This is a genomic window from Sulfitobacter aestuarii (genome assembly GCF_042685005.1).
Classification (GTDB): domain Bacteria; phylum Pseudomonadota; class Alphaproteobacteria; order Rhodobacterales; family Rhodobacteraceae; genus Sulfitobacter; species Sulfitobacter aestuarii.
The window spans coordinates 1-17,669 of sequence record NZ_JBHUMP010000023.1 but is presented as its reverse complement, the minus strand read 5'-3'; the positions used below and the strand labels follow the sequence as shown (position 1 = coordinate 17,669).

Below are 17,669 nucleotides of genomic sequence, written 5' to 3'. Positions count from 1 at the left end.
ACGATGAAACTATTCCCAATTATTCCTGCCGCGGCCCTTTGTATCGCCGCGGCCCCTGCCTTTGCCTTCGATGTACAGGCGCTCACCGTGATGCTAGAACAGGCGGAGTATGACGAGATGTCGCCGCTTGGCATGTTCATGGCGGCGGACTGGGTCGTCAAAGGTGTTATGCTGTCGCTGCTCTTTGCCTCCGTCCTCGTTTGGGTGATCTTTGTGGCGCGGATCATGATCCTGCGGTGGGAGCGGCACACCCTGCGCCGCCGCTATCGCGATCTGGACCGCGCGGGATCGCTGATCGCGGCCAGCGCGCTCTTTGCCAAGCGCGAGGGCGTGGTGGGGCAGATGATGCGGGCCGCCGAGCGTGAGCGCGCAGCCTCCGGCGAGGGGGCCCGGCAGAAGGCCGGTATCAAGGAGCGTGCGGAATCAGAAATCGCGCGGATCGAAGCAGGAGCCGCGCGCCGCATGGGGCTGGGGGCAGGAATTTTGGCCAATGTCGGGTCGACCGCGCCCTTTGTGGGCCTTTTCGGCACCGTCTGGGGGATCATGAACAGCTTCATCTCGATCTCGGAGAGCAACACCACCAATCTGGCGATCGTCGCTCCCGGCATTGCCGAGGCGCTGTTGGCGACGGCGATCGGCCTTGTTGCAGCCATTCCCGCAGTGATCTTCTACAACATTCTCGCGCGAAGTCTGGGCGGCTACAAGGTCATGCTGGCGGATGCAGGCGCGCTGGTTGAGCGGACCCTGTCGCGCGATCTGGACCTAGCCGCGCAGGAAGCGGCGGAGGCCCTGCCCGCATTTCAGCTAGGCGCCGTTTCGGCACCGGCGGCGGAGTAGGCAGCATGGCGGCACGTTTGCGCGGTGACGACGACGGCGATCTCAGCGAAAACAGTGACATCAACGTCACCCCCTTCATCGACGTGATGCTGGTGCTGCTGATCATCTTTATGATCGCGGCCCCCCTGTCGACGGTCGACATTCCGGTAGAACTGCCTGTGGCAGAGGCCGAGGCACCGGAACGGCCCGCCGAACCGGTTTTCATAACCATTACCGAACACCTCGGGCTGGCGGTCGGCGAGACTGAGACTACCCACGAGCGGCTCTATATCGATGTTGGAATCGCAACCCTGCAAAAGCGCGACACGCGCATCTACATCCGGGCCGACAAATCGGTGCCCTATGGGGAATTCATGCGGGTGATGAACATCCTGCGCGCCGACGGGTTTCTGAAGGTGGGGCTGGTGGGTCTGGAGGAAAGCGTGGCCGAAGCGGGCGATGCGGGCGCGCGAGCGACGGATGCGGCACAATGAGCCTGACCTATACTTCGCGCGGTATGCTGCCTGTTTTCTGGTGTGCCGCGATTGTTGTGAGCGGTGCCCTGCACGCTGGGCTTCCCGTCCTGCTCTTGGATCAGGAAGCGGAAACCAAACCGGCTGATCCGGAGGCGGAGGGCATCACCGGAGCGATGATGTTTGATCTCTCCGACATCATCGCGGCGCCTTCGGCTCTGCAGGAAGACAGCGTGGCGCAGACCGAAACCCAAGAAGCGCCGACCGTCACCGAAAGCCCCGCGGTTCTGGATGCCATGAAAGCCGCCGAACAGCCGATACTCAGCCAGATCCCGTATGACGTTGAGGATGACAGCCTGAAGTTTGGCGTCGCCGCTCCAGAACCGGACGCAGAAACCGAAGAAGTAGCCGAGGAGATCGCCACAGAGCAGGACCCCAAGCAGATTGATGCGGAAAGCCAAGTTGGGGCCGAAGATCGCCAAGCCTCCGAACAATCCGTCGCCGGGGTGGAGGCCGAGACCGAAGCAGAAACCGCCAAGGCGGAAAGCGAGGGCCTGACCGCCGAACAGACGGAGGAAATCCGCGACTGGCAGAAAAGCATCGTGCTGTTGATCAGCGGTGCCAAGACCTATCCAGCCAAGGCGCGCAGCGATAGGATCGAAGGCGAAGTGCAGGTGCGCTTTACGCTGGATCGCTATGGGACACTGACGACGGTGGAGGTAGCGCGAAGCTCCGGCTCGGCGATCCTTGACGAGGCCGCGGTGCAGACCGTCAAGAAACTGGAAAAGATGCCAACGCCGCCAAATTATCTGACTGGCGAGGAATTTACCCTCATCATTCCGCTGCGCTACAGTTTCAGGTAAACCAGATCGCGACGGATGTCTTGCACCGTCGCGCATCCGCTCAGAAGCATCGCGATCTCAAATTCGTCGCTTAGTAGGCGCAGCACATGGCTCACCCCCAGATCCCCCGCAACGGCCAGACCGCAGGCGATGGGGCGTCCGATCAAAACCGCTTTTGCCCCCAATGCCAGCGCGATAAGGATATCGACGCCCCGGCGGATCCCGCCATCCATCAGGACTGGGTAGCCGGGGCCGAGCCTTTCGACAATCGGGGGGAGGGCGCTCAGCGTCGCCGACGCACGGTCCAGCACGCGGCCACCGTGGTTTGACACGATTATTCCCGCCGCGCCGATCCTTTGTGCTTGCGCCGCATCTTCAGGGTGCAGGATGCCTTTCAGCAGGACTGGCGCCTGAAACGTTTCAATGAGCCAGGCAACATCAGCCCAGGTGGGCAAAATCTGCGCGACATGGTCGAAGATAACCGATTGCGCGTCATCACGCGGCGAGAATGACGGCGACGCGAACTTTGCGAGATTGACCGCGCTGACATCGGGAGGCAGGCGAAACCCGGCTTCGATCTCGCGGTCTCGCACCCCTTGCACCGGCGCGTCGATGGTCAGGACGAATGTGGTAAACCCCGCGGCCAGTGCCATCTGGGCAAGCTCCAGCGTGGCCTGCCTGCTGCCCATCCAGTGCAGTTGGAACCAGTCACTGCCGGGGCCAACGGCGCGCACCTCGTCGAGCGGTTCGCTGCTCTGCGCGCTCAGCACCATCTTGATGGATTGTGCCTCCGCACCGCGGGCCGTCGCAGTTTCGCCCGGTTGATGTAGCAGGCGGTGATAGGCAAAAGGCGCGATCAAAAAGGGCGCGGCAAGCTTTTGTCCGAGCACCGTCGTTTCTGGCGTGCCGCCCCGTAGATCGCGCAGCATCCGCGGCGTGACATGAGCCTGACGAAAGGCGCTTTCATTAACGGCACTTGTCTGCTCATCACCGGCACCGGCCAGAAAGTAGGCGTGGTTACGCGGGCTCATGCTCTGGCGCGCACGATGGAAGTACTCACCTAATGTTCGGGGTAGTTGGTCAGGTTCAGGCAATGTACAATTCGATCCAGTGTTCTGTGTTCGGGCAGCGAACCCCTCTTGGTAAGCAAGGAGATCTCTACTGTCTTCAGGAGGCCTTTACCGCTTTTACCCTGAACGGTGTATGCACATTTTGTGCATCACCTCGACGCAAAGACAAGAGGCCTTCAATTTAATGAATGGCTATCCTATCGTGAGGAATGTCTTTTTCGCTGAGTGTTGGCTCGGGTGGCGGTAATGTAAGCTAAGTTACTGGCCTTCCAAGAGATTTTTGAAGGCGCTCGAGGATGAGAACGCAAAGCTCAAGAAGCTGCTGGCCGAGCAGATGCTGGACGCAGCGGCCATGAAGGAACCACTGGCAAAAAATGGTAAGGCCCGCCGTGAAGCGCGAAGCTGTCGCGCACCTGCGGGCTAAGCTGTACCTGTCGGAGCGGCGGGCCTGCTGCCTCGTTGGAGTAGATCGCATGTTGATCCGCTACCAGTCCATAAGTCCGCCCGAGACCGAGCAGCGCCAGCGGCTGCGCGATCTGGTGGATGAACGGCGCCGGTTTGGCTATCGCCGCGTTTTCATACTGCTGTGCCGCGAAGGTGAGATTTCAGGCATCAACCGCATCTATCGGCTGTATCGCGATGAAGGGCTCATGATGCGCAAACGCCGCGCCAGGCGCAAGGCTGTGGGAACCCGGGCGCCGATCCTGTCGAGGCACGCGAAAACGCCCGGTGGTCGCTGGATTTCGTGCATGACCAGCTCGCCTGTGGCCGACGGTTCGCTCGCTATTGTTCTTGCACCAATGGCGCACAATAGCTTGCCCCTGAACGTTGTCGACGATGTAACCCGGAAATGCCTCGCGGCGATCCCGGACACGTCGATCGCGATCTCGGTCAACGGATCATCCACAGTTTTCGGCTGACGAAGGGCGATGATTTCTGTACTCTTCTCCACGGTGTATCGTTCCTCTTGGAACTTCTGGCAGGCTTGGACACACGCCACAATACGCCGTCTTCTCAAACCCCGTCACCCATTTCCCAGCATAGCTCGGAAAGCCGCGAGGAATGTCGCTTGTTGAACGACAGGCACCCCAATTTGCAAATAGTCGACTTAAAGTGACATTATCGGTCCGCCCCTACATTTTATAGAGCGACCGGGAATGGATCAGTTTTTCCATTCCAAGGGCACAGGAATGCATATTTTCGCGTGCGTCGCGCCGCTGCTATCCAAAATTCAACGAGGATTTGCCGGTCGTGCGAGGCGCACCGGGCCAAGAATGAAAAAGGATGAACGGATGATCAGGACAGGTGAACAATACCGCGACTCGATCCGCGGCAACCGCGAGGTTTATGTCAACGGTGAGAAGGTCAAGGATGTCACTACGCATCCGCAATTCAAGCCTCTGGTGGATGTTCGCGCCCGCATCTATGACATGCAGCACGAGACGGCGCACCGCGAGGTCATGACCGTGACCCAGGATGGCGAAGTTAACGCGCTCGGTAACGCCTTGCCCTACAGCCAGGAAGATTGGTGGGCCAAGCGGCGCGCCACCGATCACATGATGAACGAGATCGGCGGCGTCGTTACCCGCGTAGGCGACGAGACCGTGGGCGAGATGTGGTCGCTCTATGACGGGCAGGACGTGCTGAACGAGGTCGACCCGCAATTCTCCAAGAATATCGAGAACCACATCTTCCGGGTGCTCAAGGAAGATCCGTTCCATGTCTCGGCCAATACCGACCCTAAGGGCGACCGCTCCAAGGCGCCCCAGGACCAGGACCCGGACATGCTGCTGCATGTGGTCAAGGAGACCGACGCGGGCATCGTGGTGCGCGGCGCCAAATACGAGACCGCCGCGGCCTATGCCAACCAGGCCTTCACCAAGCCGACCATCGCCAATTGGGGCAATGCCGAGATGTCGGACTACGCGGTGGGGTTCATCTGCGACCTGAACTCGCCGAACCTGAAATTCATCTGCCGCACCGGCTTTGCCGGGCGCGCCGATCCGCGCGACTACCCGCTGGCCAACAAGTTCGACGAGGTCGACACGATCGTCATCTTCGACAATGTGCTGATCCCTTGGGAGAACGTACTGTTTTACCGCCACACAAAGGCGGCGACCTTCATCCGCGCGACGCTGCACCGCTACTCGGCCTTCGCCTTTGTGCAGCGCAACCTCAAGGTCGCGGACATGATGATCGGCGCGGCCTTGTTCAACGTTCGTCAGACCGGGCTGGAAAACCAGCAGGCGGTGCAGGAGAAGCTGGCCAAGCTGGCGGTCTACCGCGAGGGAATCAACGCGCATCTGACCGCCGCCATCACCCTGGGCGAGACATCCCCGGCGGGGCTGATGATGCCGAACCAGTCGCTGCTCTATACCGGCCGGGTGCATGCCTGCAGCCAGCTGCACGAGATGACGCATATCGCCCGCGAGCTCTGCGGCGGTCAGATCTGCGTCACGCCGGACGCGGCCTCATTCGAGGCACCGGAAACCAAGCCCTGGCTGGAGAAATACTATTCGATCAACGACGAATGGGTGGCCGATGACCGCCGCAAGCTCCTGGCCTTCGCTCGCGACATGCTGAATTCGGATTATGCCGGGCACCGGCTGACCTTCCAGCTATTTGCCCAGTCACCGCCTTTTGCGCATCTGGCCGCAGTCTACCGCAATTTCGATTGGGACGGCCCGCTCGCCTTCGTCAAGGATTCCGCCGACCTGTCGGACAGGGTCATGGGTGGAAAGACCCTTGCTGCCGGGGATTCGGCGATTTCGAAATGGTACTCCACCGACATCAAGAGCGACGCCAGTCGTACCGCGGCGGAGTGATCCGATCTCGCCCGCACGGCCTCGAAGCCGAGCGGGCGCCAAGATTTCATGCTTCCCCTGCTCGCGCACGTGGCAGCGGACCCATCCCAAGGAACCGATACCATGATCCACCACCGCATCCGTCCCTTCAATACGAAGGACACCTACCCCGAGCAGAAGCTGGATAACGATCTCAGCCAGGGCGTGGTCGCCCGTGGCACCACCGTCTTCCTGCGCGGTCAGGTGTCCCAGGATCTCGACACCCGAGAATGCCTGCATGTGGCTGACCCTGCCGCGCAGACAACCAAGACCATGGAAAACATCAAGATGCTGCTGGAAGAGGCCGGGAGCTGCATGGAGCATATCTGCCGTATTGTGGTCTATGTCACCGACATTCGCTACCGCGAGGCGGTTTACCAGGAAATGGGCAAGTGGCTGAAGGGGGTGCATCCCTGCTCCACCGGTATCGTGGTGCCTCAGCTGGCACGCCCGGAATGGGTGGTGGAGATCGAAGCCACCGCCGTTATTCCCGACGAGGCCTGAGATGACTTTTTCCGTAACAGGACGCTGCGCGCGTACCGGACAGCTGGGCGTAGCGATCACCACCTCTTCGATCGCGGTGGGCAGCCGCTGCCCCTGGGTGCGCGCCGGAACGGGCGCGGTGGCGACGCAGAACGTCACCATGCCGTCGATAGGCAATGACGTGCTGGACCGGATCGCCGCGGGCGACGGGGCGCAGGCCGCGTTGGAGGCGGTGATGGCGGGGGAGAAATTCCCCGACTACCGTCAGGTAGCCGTGGTGGACAACGAGGGCGCCACGGCGATCTTTTCCGGCGGGAACACGCTGGGACGAAATGCCGTGGCGGAAGGAGCGGGCGTGATTGCGGCAGGCAATCTGCTGTCCGACTCCAGGCTGCCGCAGGTCATGGTAGACCGTTTCGAGGAGACAGCCGATCTGCCCCTGCCTGCGCGGCTCTTGGGCGCGCTGGAAGCCGGTCTGCATGAAGGCGGCGGTGAGGAAGGCCCGGTGCGTTCCGCCTGCCTGCTGGTGGCGGACCAGACACCCTGGCCGCTGGTCGATCTGCGGGTGGACTGGTCCGAGGGTTGTCCGATCGCCGATCTGCGCGGTCTCTGGACAGCCTACGAGCCGCAAATGGCCGATTACGTCAGCCGTGCGCTGAATCCGACCGAGGCGCCGAGCTACGGGGTGCCGGGCGATCCCTGAGCAAGGCCGGGCGGCCCCTCGCTCCATCGCCCGGCAGAGGCGCGCGCGCCAACGGGCGCGCCTATTCGTGTAAGGGCTGGCAGTTGCGCTCAGGCAGGCTGTGGCTCCGCAGGAGTGAGGAAATAGGCAATGGCGCCGGGCCGGGCGGTGTCGGCATCTGGCAGGGCGATCTGCGCCGCCCCCTCGACGAGGGCGCTGTCGAAAGCGGCCAGATCGCACCGCTCCTTCCCTGCGGCGAGGCTTGCAGGCGCAAGGGCGACGAGGAAGAGACTACCCCCCAGGCTGGGGTCGAGACAGGCCGGACCCTTTAGCAGACGCGTTTCGGCGATTTTCCAGCGGGCGCGGTCGGCCATCATATTAAGCACCCGCACCGGGCCGTCGCGCGGATCGCCGACCGGCGCGAGTCCCGAGTCAAAACCGAAGGGCACGAAGGGATTTAGCGTTACGGTTTCCTCCGCGAATGACAGCGACAGCTCCTTGCCTTCGATCAGCGTGATGACCCGGTCAACGCCGGGAAAGGCAGAAAAGCCGCCGGGCGCGGTGATTGGTGCGCTGCTGACGCGGATATCGAACCGTGCGCGGCTGGCGCCGTCGGGCAGCAGGCAGATCTCGTCGGTTTGCCCGCTGCCGTTTTTCCAAGGCAGCCGGGTATAGCCGGTGGCGGGGTAGGGGCGGATGGTCATCTTTGGGGTCTCGCCAGATAGGATCATGGAGGTTCTCCGGGTGGGGTAATGCCGTCTCACCCGTGCTGTCCGGTGATCTGGAAAAAGAGGCGCTCTGCCGTCTGCAGGGGGCTGCGTGGCAGCACACCGCCATTCGTCTCAATGTCGATGCCGATCTCCAGAGGCGAGCGCGCAAGGCCGGACACGCGGGCGCGGTAGCGGCCGGGGCAGGGTTGGCAGAGCGACGCCTCCATGCGCAGGTCACCATCCGGGCCACGAGTCGTCTCGATTATCCAGTGACCGCCCAGAAGCTCCAGCGCCTCCGCCATCTGCCCGGCGCGGATCAGCTTCCGGATGCGGGTCGAAGACACATCGCTTCCCTTGCAGGCAAGCTTGGCTGCCGTGCTGACACCGAAGCCGAACGCCTGCCCCATCTTTCGCAAGGCCGCTAGGTCGCCCGCACGTTTGCAGCCAAAGCGGAAATCCGGCCCTACGACCACATGGGACACCCCCAGCCCATCTACCAACACCGTTTGGACGAACTCCTCGGGCGTCTGACCGGCAAAAGCGCCATCAAAGTGCGGCTGGTAGACGAAATCCACTCCGGCGCCTGTCAGCATCCGCGCCTTGCTGCCCGGCGTGGTGAGCCGAAACGGTTCCGGCTCGGTACGGAAGAATGCGCGGGGATGCGGCTCGCAGGACATCATCCCGACCGGGCGACCGCAGGAGAGGCGCCGCGCCTGCGCCGCCAGCGCCCGATGGCCTCGGTGAAAGCCGTCAAAATTTCCCAGCATCAATACCCCGCCACGTAGCGGATCGCCGGGCGCCAGCTCATGATTGAAGATGCGTGGCTCCCAGGGGGAAATACTCTGATCGAAACTCGAGGCTCTCATTTCAATCATCAAAAGTTCCTTCCGCGGGTCGGGTTTTTTTGACCTTATCCTGCGGAACCGGATCGGGAAAATAACATGCTCGGAAGCAGCGCATCAGGTTTAGCGAAGCAACCGGTCCTGCAGCTTCCGGAGCGCTGGATCCACGCCATTCCCGGAGATTGCGTGCGGGCCGGGCTGATCTTGCATTGCCACTCCAAGACGAGGGTATTGTACGGCCGCCGCGCCCTCGTTTTCCCAAGCGCTCATGCGAGTTGATTGTGCAAATACGGACGGCGCCGAACGCTCGCCTGCCCGCTATCCGATCTCATCATATGCCATCGCTTCGTTGAAATGCGCCTTGCTGAGCGCGGCAAAACGCTGTGCCACCGGAGGCAATGCGGCGCCCTTGCGCCGGGCCAACACCAGGTGAGTATCGCCCGCGGATGAGACCAAAGGCCGACTGACGAGGCGCAGCCCGTCATAGCTCATGCCACAAGCTGGTTGGGTGACCAGCAGCGCGTAGCCCAATCCGTGTGCGACCAGCCCGCGCACCATCTCGAAGGAGGTGGAGCGATAGGCGATGTTGGGCGTCACGGCCTCGGCGGTCAGCAGCCCGGTGAAGTAGTCCCGGCTAGGCTGGCCCTCCAGCAGCACCATCGGCTCTCCGGCGAGCTCCTGCGGCAGTATCTCCGTCTGGCTGGCCAACGGATGACCGTCGGGCAGCAGCACATAGGGTGTCAGCCGCGTGACCTGGTCAGTCTCCAATGCGTCGGGCAGGTCGATGTCATACATCAGCGCAAGATCACATTCCCCGGTCGAGAGCGCCTGGCACAATCGGCGCTGGTCGCCCTCGACCAAATGTAAACCGATGCCGGGCATCTGCGCGATCAGCTGCGGCAAGATGTAAGGCGCGGCAGCGTGGAAACAGCCCAGCTTCAGTGCCACGCCGTTACCGGTCAGCGCGTGTTTCAAGTTGCGTACCCCGTCGATCTGCATCGCGGTGCCATAGGCGCGCCTGGCATAGATCAGCGGCGAGCCGTGTCGGGCGAAGGCCAGGTCCTGGACCTCGCAGAGAAATATGTGATGCGTGCCAACCTGCTCAGAGGACAGCAGAGTGCAGTCGAAGGCTACAAGCGGATCGCTCAACTGAGGTGCGCCGGAAGCACTGGGGATCCAGTCGGCGCATTCGAACTTGTCGTTGACCTCATCCTTGAAGCGGCCTGCAAACGTGTCGGAGATATGGGACTGGTCGTCACGCAGCACGTTCACGCAAAGCACCCCATTTTCGACGATCATCGCTGCCGCCGGGCTGAGATGATGTACGCAGATTAGCAGGGTAGGTTTTTCCGAATCCGCCGAAACCGATGCCATTGCCGAAACCGTGACCCCGGCCCGTCCCGCCGGGCCATCGGTTGTCACGATGTTCACCGTGCAGGCGGCATGGCTCATACCTTGCAGAAACCTGTTGCGCAGGATGTCATTCGTTCCGTCCATCACGTCCACTTTCCAGAATCGACTAGGTTGCGGAGCAGTGTGACGAAACCAGGCGCGTTGTGAAAATCGGAAATCTTGTGGCCAGGTGTCAGGATTTCCTTGGCACGCGCTGTGCCCTGTTCAATAGTGCTGCATGCCCGGAATATGGCCGGTGGTGATGACCGATTTGCAATGTTCATGGAAGGCCTGAACCACGCGCGTGGTTCTCACTTCCTTCAGGCTGGCGAGCCCGATCACCATCGGGTCATATTCGCCGGAAAGCGGGATATATGTCAGTGGCCGCCCGGTTTCAGCGTAGTTGTTGAGCGGGCGCGACGTCATCAGCGACACGCCGATCCCGGCGGCAACGTAGGAGCGAAGAGTGGCGGAATCCGTCACTTCGCAGACCACATGCGGCTGCAGGTCCTCGCGTTCGAAGAGCGACAGAAAATACTGGCCGCTGAGCGGCAGGTTCAGCAATACGAAGGGCTCACTTGCGATGTCCGCGATCGTTACTGACTCGCGCTGCGCCAGCCTGTGATCGGCTGAGACCAGCGCATAGGTCGGCAGCTCCGCCAGCGGCTCAAATGCCATGTCCGGGCTCAGGTGGATCTGGTAGGTCAGCGCCGTGTCGATCTGCGCCGCGCGCAGCCCGCTCAGCATCTCGGCCTCGTTGCCGGTGGTGACGTTCAGCTCGACTTCGGGATAGAGCCCCTTGAAGCCACACCAGAGCTCGGGGACGATCAGCGGCGCGAAAGTCTTGAACGAGCCGACATTGAGGCTACCCGAGACCGCCGAGTTGCTTTCGCTTGCCACTTCGTAGAGGTCATGCGCGCTCTGCAGCGATTGTTTGGCTGCCTTGAGCAGCCGCTTGCCCGCCGTGGTCAGGGTCAGCCCCTGCGCATGATGGCGCACGAAAAGCTGCACTCCGAACTCGGTCTCCAGATGCGAGATCGCCGAAGAGACCGAGGGCTGCGAGATGTTCACTCGTTCGGCGGCGCGCGTCACGCTGCCGGTTTCGCCCGCGGCGATGAAGTAGCTCAGCTGTCGCAGCGTAAAACGCATTCCGGTTTCCCCTTTACCTTAAGTCACTTGGAGGCGGGATAGCGAAGTTGCACGCCTTCCACCACGGGTTATTGCGCCCGCGGGGCCAGCGCACGCAGGGGCGAGCTGGCGCAAGAATTTCTCGGGGATCAGCGCCCGCCTGGTGATCCGTCCCGTCGCCAGAACGATCCTGCCGACGTGTCGCCGGGCGCGAAATCTGCTCACTGCGTCGAAGAATCCCGTGCCCGCAAACCGGGCACGGGCAGTTCCGGAGGGGGTGGTCACATGCCTTTGCCTTTGGTGACCCATTCACCGTTCTCGACGATCTTGATGTCGATCACGACCGGCAGTTCGGTCTGGCCGGTCTCGTCGAACGTGGTCTTGCCGAGCGCGCCGTCATGCTCGGTGGCGCGGATCGCCTGCGCCAATGCCGATTTGTCCTCAATGCCGACGTCGCGGATGTTCTTCAGCAGGATGTTGGTCGCGTCGAAGGCATATTTGGTGTAGGGGCTGGTTGGCTCCTCAAAGCCGCGCGCCGCGTAATCTGTCATCAACTTGTCGAGGATCGGGTTCGAGGCTGAAGCGGGATAGCTGACCATGGTGCCCTCGGCAGCCCCCCCGGCGATGGCGATGAAATCCGGGTCGTAAAAACCCGAGATGCCGAACATCGGGATGTCCAGGCCCAGCTCGATCATCTGCTTGCGCAGGATGCCCGCTTCGGTGATCACGCCGCCGAAATAGATGGCATCGGGCGCGTCGGCTTTGATCCGGGTCAGCACAGCGCGAAAATCGGTGGTGCCCACAGGCAGCAGGTCCTTGGCGATGACTTCGCCGCCATCCTCGGTGAAATACTGCTCAAAAGCGTTTGCATTGGCGGTGCCGTAATCGCTGGTATCGCCAATCACGGCGATCTTTTTCGCGCCCAGATCGTTTGCCGCCCAATCCGCCAGCGGATCATTCTCGACCAGAAGGGTCGGGGTGACGCGGGTGATTTCCGGCAGGTTCTGATCGGTGACCTTGGGGCTGATCGCGCCCCAGACGATCATGGGCATCTGGAAGCGGCTGAACACCGGCGTGGTGGCCAGCGCCACCGGGCTGTTCCAGTGGCCGATGGCGGCCACCACATTCGGGTCATTGACCAGCTTCAGCGCCGCAGAGACGCCGGTTTGCGGGTCCGAGGCGTCATCGAGCACCACGCCTTCGACCTGGTAAGGATACCCCGCTTCGTTGGCCTGTTCGATGGCCAGAAGGAAGCCGTTCTTGGCCCCCAGTCCCTGCGCGGCATTGCCGCCGCTGAGCGGGCCAATGAAACCCAGTTTGATGGTCGGCTTGTCCTCGGCATAGGCCGGGACGGCAAACGCGGCGCAGGCCGCGAGCATAGTGCCCAGAAGGCTCCTGCGGTTGAATTTTATCGAGATCATTCTAACTCCCTTCGGTATTGCGATTTGTCGTCCTGACGGGCGGTCCGGCACGGGCATCGTGCCCGCTCCGCCGCCCTCTTGCTGTTTTTTTGGGACGAGCGCGCACCGACCGTGCCCGCAATCGGCGCGGCCGGGAAAGAAGGATTTCCTGATAGGCTGGTTAGAAAACGCGTATGCCGGTTATCGGTGTTTACCCTTGGTGAACACGCCGCTCCGCCCGTATCCCTTGCTCCCAGAAGACGCGTCTCGAAAGGGGAGATCATGGATTCGATACTCGCACAACACATCATGAACTGGCTGATGCTGGGCTCACTCTACACGCTGGTGGCGCTTGGCTTCAGCCTGTTGTTCGGGGTGCTTAACGTCATCCATTTCTCCCACGGAGATGTGTCCATTGTGGCGCCCTTTGTGGCGCTGGCCGCCGTGCAGATGCTCAGCGCCTGGTTCGGTCCGGGCATGGGTGCTTTCGGTTGGGTTCTGGCGCTTGGTCTGGCGATCCTGGCGACGGGGTTGCTGGGCATCCTGCTGGACTGGCTGGTCATCAGGCGATTTCGCAACTCGCCTGCGATGATGGCGCTGGTCGCCACCGTGGCGCTTGGCACGGTGCTGCGAGAGCTGCTGCGCACGCTCTATCCGCAGGGCAGCAACCCCAAGCCCTTCCCGCTGATCGCGGAAGGAAAAGTTGCGCTTGGCGGCCTCGAGGTCTCGGTCTTCGCCCTGACGGTGCTGGGGATCACCGTGACACTGGTGACGCTGCTCTACGTGCTGCTGCACCACACGCCCATCGGCATGCGGATCCGCGCCGTGGCCGAGGATCGCGACGTGGCCCGGCTGATGGCGATCAACCCCAACCGGGTCTTTGCAGTGACCTTTTTCATTGCCTCGGCGATCGGCGCGGTGGGCGGGTTGCTCTATGGCAGCTACGCCGGTGTCGTGCGTTTCGATTTCGGCATCCAGCTCGGACTGATCGGATTTTCCGCAGCGGTGTTGGGCGGGCTCGGATCTATGCCAGGAGCAATCCTCGGCAGTATGCTGATCGCTGGGATCGACGTACTGGCGCAAGTCGCGCTGGCCGACGGTGCCGCTTACCGGCTGGTCTTCGTCTTCCTGCTGGTGATCGCGGTGCTGGTCCTGAAACCCTCGGGCATATTCGGCAAGCCCGTTATCGAGAAGGTGTAAGCAAATGAGTCTCGTAACCGACGCGACCCGTGACATACAGGCCATGCCTTCCGCGCTACGCCTGTTGACGATGATTGGCCTGATCATCGGCGGTGCCGCGGTCCTGGGCGGGATCATCCTCGCCGAATCCACCATCGAGACGGTATCGCTTTTGGCGCTGCTGGGGCTTGGCTTCGTCGGTTTGCAGCTGCGTCCGCAGCTGGAGGAATATATCGTCTCCGCCTTTCGTGCCCATCGCCGCAGCGCACTGGTGCTCGGGATCGTGGTGGTGCTGATCTTTCCCTTCTTCATGCAGGGCAGCAGCTACGCGCTGCACCTGCTGATCATTGCACAGCTCTACTCGGTGCTGGCGTTGGCGCTGAACTTCCAGCTTGGCAGTGCCAATATCCCCAATTTCGCCACCGGCGCCTCTTACGGGATCGGCGCCTATACGTCAGCGCTGCTGGCGCTCAACTTTGGCATCTCCTTCTGGCTGACCCTGCCCGTGGCGGCCGTGGTGGCGACACTCTTCGGCTTCCTGCTGGGCTTCCCCTCGATGCGCACGCGTGAAAGCTACCTCGCGCTTGTTACCATCGCCTTCGGTATTGTGGTGCATCAGCTCCTGAACAATTTCGACTGGACCGGGGGCCCCAACGGGCTGGTCGGAATCCCGGCGCCGAGCCTCTTCGGTCATTCCTTCATGTCGCCGATCGAGATCTTCGGTCTGCGCCTGCCGAGCCAGGCGAATTTCTACTACCTCTCGGCGGCGCTGGTCGGGCTGACCATTCTGTCGGCGAAATGGCTGCATGAAAGCCGCGTCGGGCTGGCCTGGAACGCGCTGCGCAGTGATGAAATCGCGGCGCGCTGCCAGGGTATCAACGTGGTCTGGTACAAGATGCTGGCTTTCGGGGTCGATGCCTTCCTCGCCGCCTTCGCTGGCACGATCTATGCCTTCTATGTCAGCTATATCTCGCCTGACAATTTCACCTTCCTGGTGTCAGTCACTATCATGACGATGGTGATCGTCGGCGGCATGGACAATACGCTGGGGGTGATCGTCGGGGCCTTCCTGCTGACGCTGCTGCCCGAGAAGCTGCGGATCTTCGATGATTACCGGCTGCTGTTCGTGGGCGTGGTGGTCATCGCCTTCCTGATCCTGCGTCCGCAAGGCCTGTTCCCGCAGCGCGCCCGCAACTACGGAGAAAACCGATGAACGATCCTGTGCTGGAAACCCGCGACCTGTCGATCCGCTTCGGCGGGCTCGTCGCGGTGGACAAGGTGAGCCTGACGGTGCAGCGCTCGGAAATCCTCGGCATCATCGGGCCGAACGGGGCAGGCAAGTCGACCTTGCTGAACCTGATCTCCGGTATCTACCAGGCCACCGAGGGCGACGTACTGCTGGAGGGGCAGAGTATCGCCGGGCAGCCTGCGCACCGGATCGTCAAGAAGGGCATCGCACGCACCTTCCAGTCGAGCCGCTTGTTCAACGACCTGACCGTGCTCGACAACGTGATTATCGGCATGCACACGAGGACCGATACCGGGGTACTGGAAGCGCTGCTCATGCCGGGGCGGGCGAAGCGCAAGCTCGAGGCGGCGGCGGAGAAGGCCGGAGCGCTGCTGAATGCGATTTCCAAGGACCTATATGCAAGGCGCGGCACGCTGGCCGGGGCGCTGCCGCAGGCCGACCGACGACGGCTCGAGATTGCCCGCGCACTGGCCAGCGAACCGAAGCTCATCATGCTGGACGAGCCCTCCTCGGGGATGGACGACCGCGATACCGATGCGCTGATGGAGGATGTGCGCCGGATCACGCAGGAACGGGCGGGCATTTCCTTTTTGATCATCGAGCACGACATGCGACTGGTCTCGAGCCTGCCGGACCGGGTGGTGGTGATCGACTACGGCCGCAAGATCGCCGACGGGCAGTTCGCGGATATTCGCCGCATGCCCGACGTGCAGGAAGCCTATCTGGGACAGAAGGTGTGATATGCTAAACCTGACAAATGTAAGCTCCAGCTATGGCGTGGTGCCGATGCTGCAGGACGTGTCTCTCGACGTGCGGGAGGGCGAGGTCGTCAGCCTGTTGGGCCCGAACGGTGCTGGGAAAAGCACGATGTTCAAGGTGATCGCCGGGCTACTGGCGACCGATGGGGGGAGCGTCACGCTGGCTGACGCCGACGTGGCCAAACGCGGGACCGAGAAACTGTCCGCGCTTGGGGTCGGGTTTGTGCCCGAGGGGCGGCGTCTGTTCCCCTCGCTCAGCGTGCGCGAGAACCTGAAGCTGGGCTATGACGCTTCGGGCTGCGCTGTGCCGTTCGAGACCCGGCTGGAGGAGATGACAAAGCTGTTCCCGCGCATCCGCGAACGGCTGTCGCAGGCCGCGGGCACCATGTCGGGGGGTGAACAGGCGATGGTGGCGCTGGCACGCGCGCTGATCGGCGCGCCGAAATTCGTGGTCATGGACGAGCCCTCGCTGGGTCTGTCACCGAAGCTGATCGCCGAGTATTTCGAGATCGTCAAGCGCGTCCGCGACGCTGGCACGACGGTGCTGCTGATCGAGCAGAATGCCGAAACCGCTCTGTCGGTCTCGGATCGCGGCTACCTGCTGGTGCGCGGCCGGATCGCCGCCACCGGTACCAGCCGCGAGCTCCTGGAAGACGATACAGTGCGGCACCTCTATCTCTGAATTGCCGCCTTCGGCGCGCGGTCAGGCCTGCGGCAGTAACTCCCTGCATGCAGGTCATTCCCGCATGCGGAATTTGTTGCGTCTGTCAGCCCGGGGACTGCGCCTTCGATATTCCCGCCCAAGGCTCCACTGGAAAGCACCATGCGCACCACCGCGATGGTCATGCTGATCGTCTTCGCGGCGATCTTCCTCAACTTTGTGCTGGCCGTCGTAGGGCTAACCGATCTGCTCAGCGCCTTCATCAATGGGCTCGGGCTGAGCCCAATGCAGACCATGGTCGTGATCGTGCTCGCCTTCATGCTGCTGGGCTGTTTCATTGAAGCGTTCTCGCTGTTGCTAATCGCGACGCCACTGCTGGCGCCGATCGTCGCGGACCTCGGGTTCGATCTGATCTGGTTCGGTATCCTGATGATGCTGATGCTGGAGACCGCGCTCATCACGCCACCGATCGGGGTCAATCTCTATGTGATCCAAGGCGTACGAGGACAAGGGTCGATCGTTGACGTGATCGTCGGTGCCCTGCCGTTCCTGCTGGCGCTGGTGGGTATGATTGTACTGCTGCTGATCTTTCCGCAGATCGCCCTGTGGCTTCCGGAGGCCATTAGCTGATGCATCTTAACCGAAAACAACAAGGAGGAGGATAACATGGCCAGTATTGGCGTTAATGTCGGGAGGGCGGCTCAATCCCGACATGGCACTTGGCGGCGATCTGCAAGTGGACGCTGAGCTGTCGCACAAAGCGGTTGAGGAAAAGATTGCCAAACCGTTCCGCAGGAGCGTAGCCGAGGCGGCGCTGGGGATTATCAGGATTATTAGTTCCAACACGAGCTTCAACATGGCGCGGGCAGTTCGCTCTTCCCCTGGGAAATCCTCAACACTCTGTTCGTGTTCCTCAGCTACTACGGCGCTTTCGGCTTCCGTGCTCTATCTGATCGGAATGAAGGCGATGGTGCTCGGCGCCCATTTGCAGGCGGAGATCCGCAGCAATTTCTCGGATGATTAGCTCGCCACCAGCATCGGCCGAAGCTGGGTCTATCGCGGTCCCGGGCGGTTCGACAAGTTGACCCCGGAGGAGGCGCGGGGCAGCGATGTCCGGCGCGAGGATATGTAAACCGGAAGA

General features: G+C 62.0%; 18 protein-coding genes and 1 pseudogene. 13 read left to right on the top strand and 6 right to left on the bottom strand.

Features of this window, described 5'->3' with window-relative positions; translation table 11 throughout:
• Positions 1–3 precede the first annotated feature (3 nt).
• From exbB to ACFSUD_RS17555, 3 genes are read left to right on the top strand one after another with little or no spacing between them, the layout of a single operon-like run.
• The gene (exbB, locus tag ACFSUD_RS17565; RefSeq protein ID WP_386375812.1) at positions 4–837 is read left to right on the top strand and encodes a tonB-system energizer ExbB; all 834 of its coding nucleotides are present in this window, start codon (positions 4–6) and stop codon (positions 835–837) included.
• A gap of 5 nt (positions 838–842) precedes the next feature.
• Complete coding sequence (locus tag ACFSUD_RS17560) at positions 843–1,310, top strand: biopolymer transporter ExbD (protein WP_386375811.1); 468 nt, start codon at positions 843–845, stop codon at positions 1,308–1,310.
• On the top strand, positions 1,307–2,152 hold the full coding sequence (locus tag ACFSUD_RS17555) for an energy transducer TonB (RefSeq protein WP_386375810.1): 846 nt from the start codon (positions 1,307–1,309) through the stop codon (positions 2,150–2,152). The genes ACFSUD_RS17560 and ACFSUD_RS17555 overlap by 4 nt, the downstream gene beginning before the upstream one ends.
• Here the strand turns inward: ACFSUD_RS17555 and ACFSUD_RS17550 are convergent.
• On the bottom strand, positions 2,137–3,162 hold the full coding sequence (locus ACFSUD_RS17550) for an alpha-hydroxy acid oxidase (RefSeq protein WP_386375809.1): 1,026 nt from the start codon (positions 3,160–3,162) through the stop codon (positions 2,137–2,139). The two genes, ACFSUD_RS17555 and ACFSUD_RS17550, sit on opposite strands and share 16 nt — an antisense overlap.
• A 319-nt stretch (positions 3,163–3,481) precedes the next feature.
• Between ACFSUD_RS17550 and ACFSUD_RS17545 the strand changes: the two are divergent.
• The 4 genes and pseudogenes from ACFSUD_RS17545 to ACFSUD_RS17530 form a co-directional block, all read left to right on the top strand.
• Positions 3,482–4,085 (top strand): annotated as a pseudogene (locus ACFSUD_RS17545) (IS3 family transposase); the annotation flags it as partial.
• Between the two features lie 408 nt (positions 4,086–4,493).
• Entirely contained in the window at positions 4,494–6,026 is a 1,533-nt protein-coding gene (locus ACFSUD_RS17540; RefSeq protein WP_386375808.1) for a 4-hydroxyphenylacetate 3-hydroxylase family protein, read from the top strand.
• Between the two features lie 102 nt (positions 6,027–6,128).
• Positions 6,129–6,548, top strand: coding sequence for a RidA family protein (locus ACFSUD_RS17535; protein WP_386375807.1), 420 nt, complete (start codon positions 6,129–6,131; stop codon positions 6,546–6,548).
• Between the two features lies 1 nt (position 6,549).
• On the top strand, positions 6,550–7,230 hold the full coding sequence (locus ACFSUD_RS17530) for a DUF1028 domain-containing protein (protein WP_386375806.1): 681 nt from the start codon (positions 6,550–6,552) through the stop codon (positions 7,228–7,230).
• 89 nt (positions 7,231–7,319) lie between these two features.
• Here ACFSUD_RS17530 and ACFSUD_RS17525 read toward each other — a convergent pair whose 3' ends face one another.
• From ACFSUD_RS17525 to ACFSUD_RS17505, 5 genes are all read right to left on the bottom strand, one after another.
• Positions 7,320–7,940, bottom strand: a complete 621-nt coding sequence (locus ACFSUD_RS17525; RefSeq protein ID WP_386375805.1) for a HutD/Ves family protein — start codon at positions 7,938–7,940, stop codon at positions 7,320–7,322.
• 29 nt (positions 7,941–7,969) lie between these two features.
• A complete protein-coding gene (locus ACFSUD_RS17520; RefSeq protein WP_386375804.1) occupies positions 7,970–8,794 on the bottom strand; it encodes a hypothetical protein in 825 nt (274 codons plus the stop codon).
• A gap of 285 nt (positions 8,795–9,079) precedes the next feature.
• On the bottom strand, positions 9,080–10,258 hold the full coding sequence (locus ACFSUD_RS17515) for a LysR substrate-binding domain-containing protein (RefSeq protein ID WP_386375803.1): 1,179 nt from the start codon (positions 10,256–10,258) through the stop codon (positions 9,080–9,082).
• A 120-nt stretch (positions 10,259–10,378) separates the two neighbouring features.
• Entirely contained in the window at positions 10,379–11,302 is a 924-nt protein-coding gene (locus ACFSUD_RS17510) for a LysR substrate-binding domain-containing protein (protein ID WP_386375802.1), read from the bottom strand.
• A gap of 260 nt (positions 11,303–11,562) precedes the next feature.
• Entirely contained in the window at positions 11,563–12,702 is a 1,140-nt protein-coding gene (locus ACFSUD_RS17505; RefSeq protein ID WP_386375801.1) for a branched-chain amino acid ABC transporter substrate-binding protein, read from the bottom strand.
• Positions 12,703–12,963: 261 nt separating this feature from the next.
• On the opposite strand from ACFSUD_RS17505, the gene ACFSUD_RS17500 reads away from it, so the two are divergent.
• From ACFSUD_RS17500 to ACFSUD_RS17475, 6 genes are all read left to right on the top strand, one after another.
• On the top strand, positions 12,964–13,881 hold the full coding sequence (locus ACFSUD_RS17500) for a branched-chain amino acid ABC transporter permease (protein ID WP_386375800.1): 918 nt from the start codon (positions 12,964–12,966) through the stop codon (positions 13,879–13,881).
• Between the two features lie 4 nt (positions 13,882–13,885).
• The gene (locus ACFSUD_RS17495) at positions 13,886–15,073 is read left to right on the top strand and encodes a branched-chain amino acid ABC transporter permease (RefSeq protein ID WP_386375799.1); all 1,188 of its coding nucleotides are present in this window, start codon (positions 13,886–13,888) and stop codon (positions 15,071–15,073) included.
• Positions 15,070–15,849, top strand: a complete 780-nt coding sequence (locus tag ACFSUD_RS17490; RefSeq protein WP_386375798.1) for an ABC transporter ATP-binding protein — start codon at positions 15,070–15,072, stop codon at positions 15,847–15,849. Before ACFSUD_RS17495 ends, ACFSUD_RS17490 begins: the two co-directional genes overlap by 4 nt.
• Before the next feature lies 1 nt (position 15,850).
• The gene (locus ACFSUD_RS17485; protein WP_386375797.1) at positions 15,851–16,549 is read left to right on the top strand and encodes an ABC transporter ATP-binding protein; all 699 of its coding nucleotides are present in this window, start codon (positions 15,851–15,853) and stop codon (positions 16,547–16,549) included.
• Positions 16,550–16,690: 141 nt separating this feature from the next.
• Positions 16,691–17,158 (top strand): TRAP transporter large permease subunit, encoded by a 468-nt coding sequence (locus ACFSUD_RS17480; RefSeq protein WP_386375796.1) that lies wholly within the window; start codon positions 16,691–16,693, stop codon positions 17,156–17,158.
• A gap of 82 nt (positions 17,159–17,240) precedes the next feature.
• Positions 17,241–17,552, top strand: a complete 312-nt coding sequence (locus ACFSUD_RS17475) for a hypothetical protein (protein WP_386375795.1) — start codon at positions 17,241–17,243, stop codon at positions 17,550–17,552.
• The last annotated feature ends 117 nt before the right edge of the window (positions 17,553–17,669 follow it).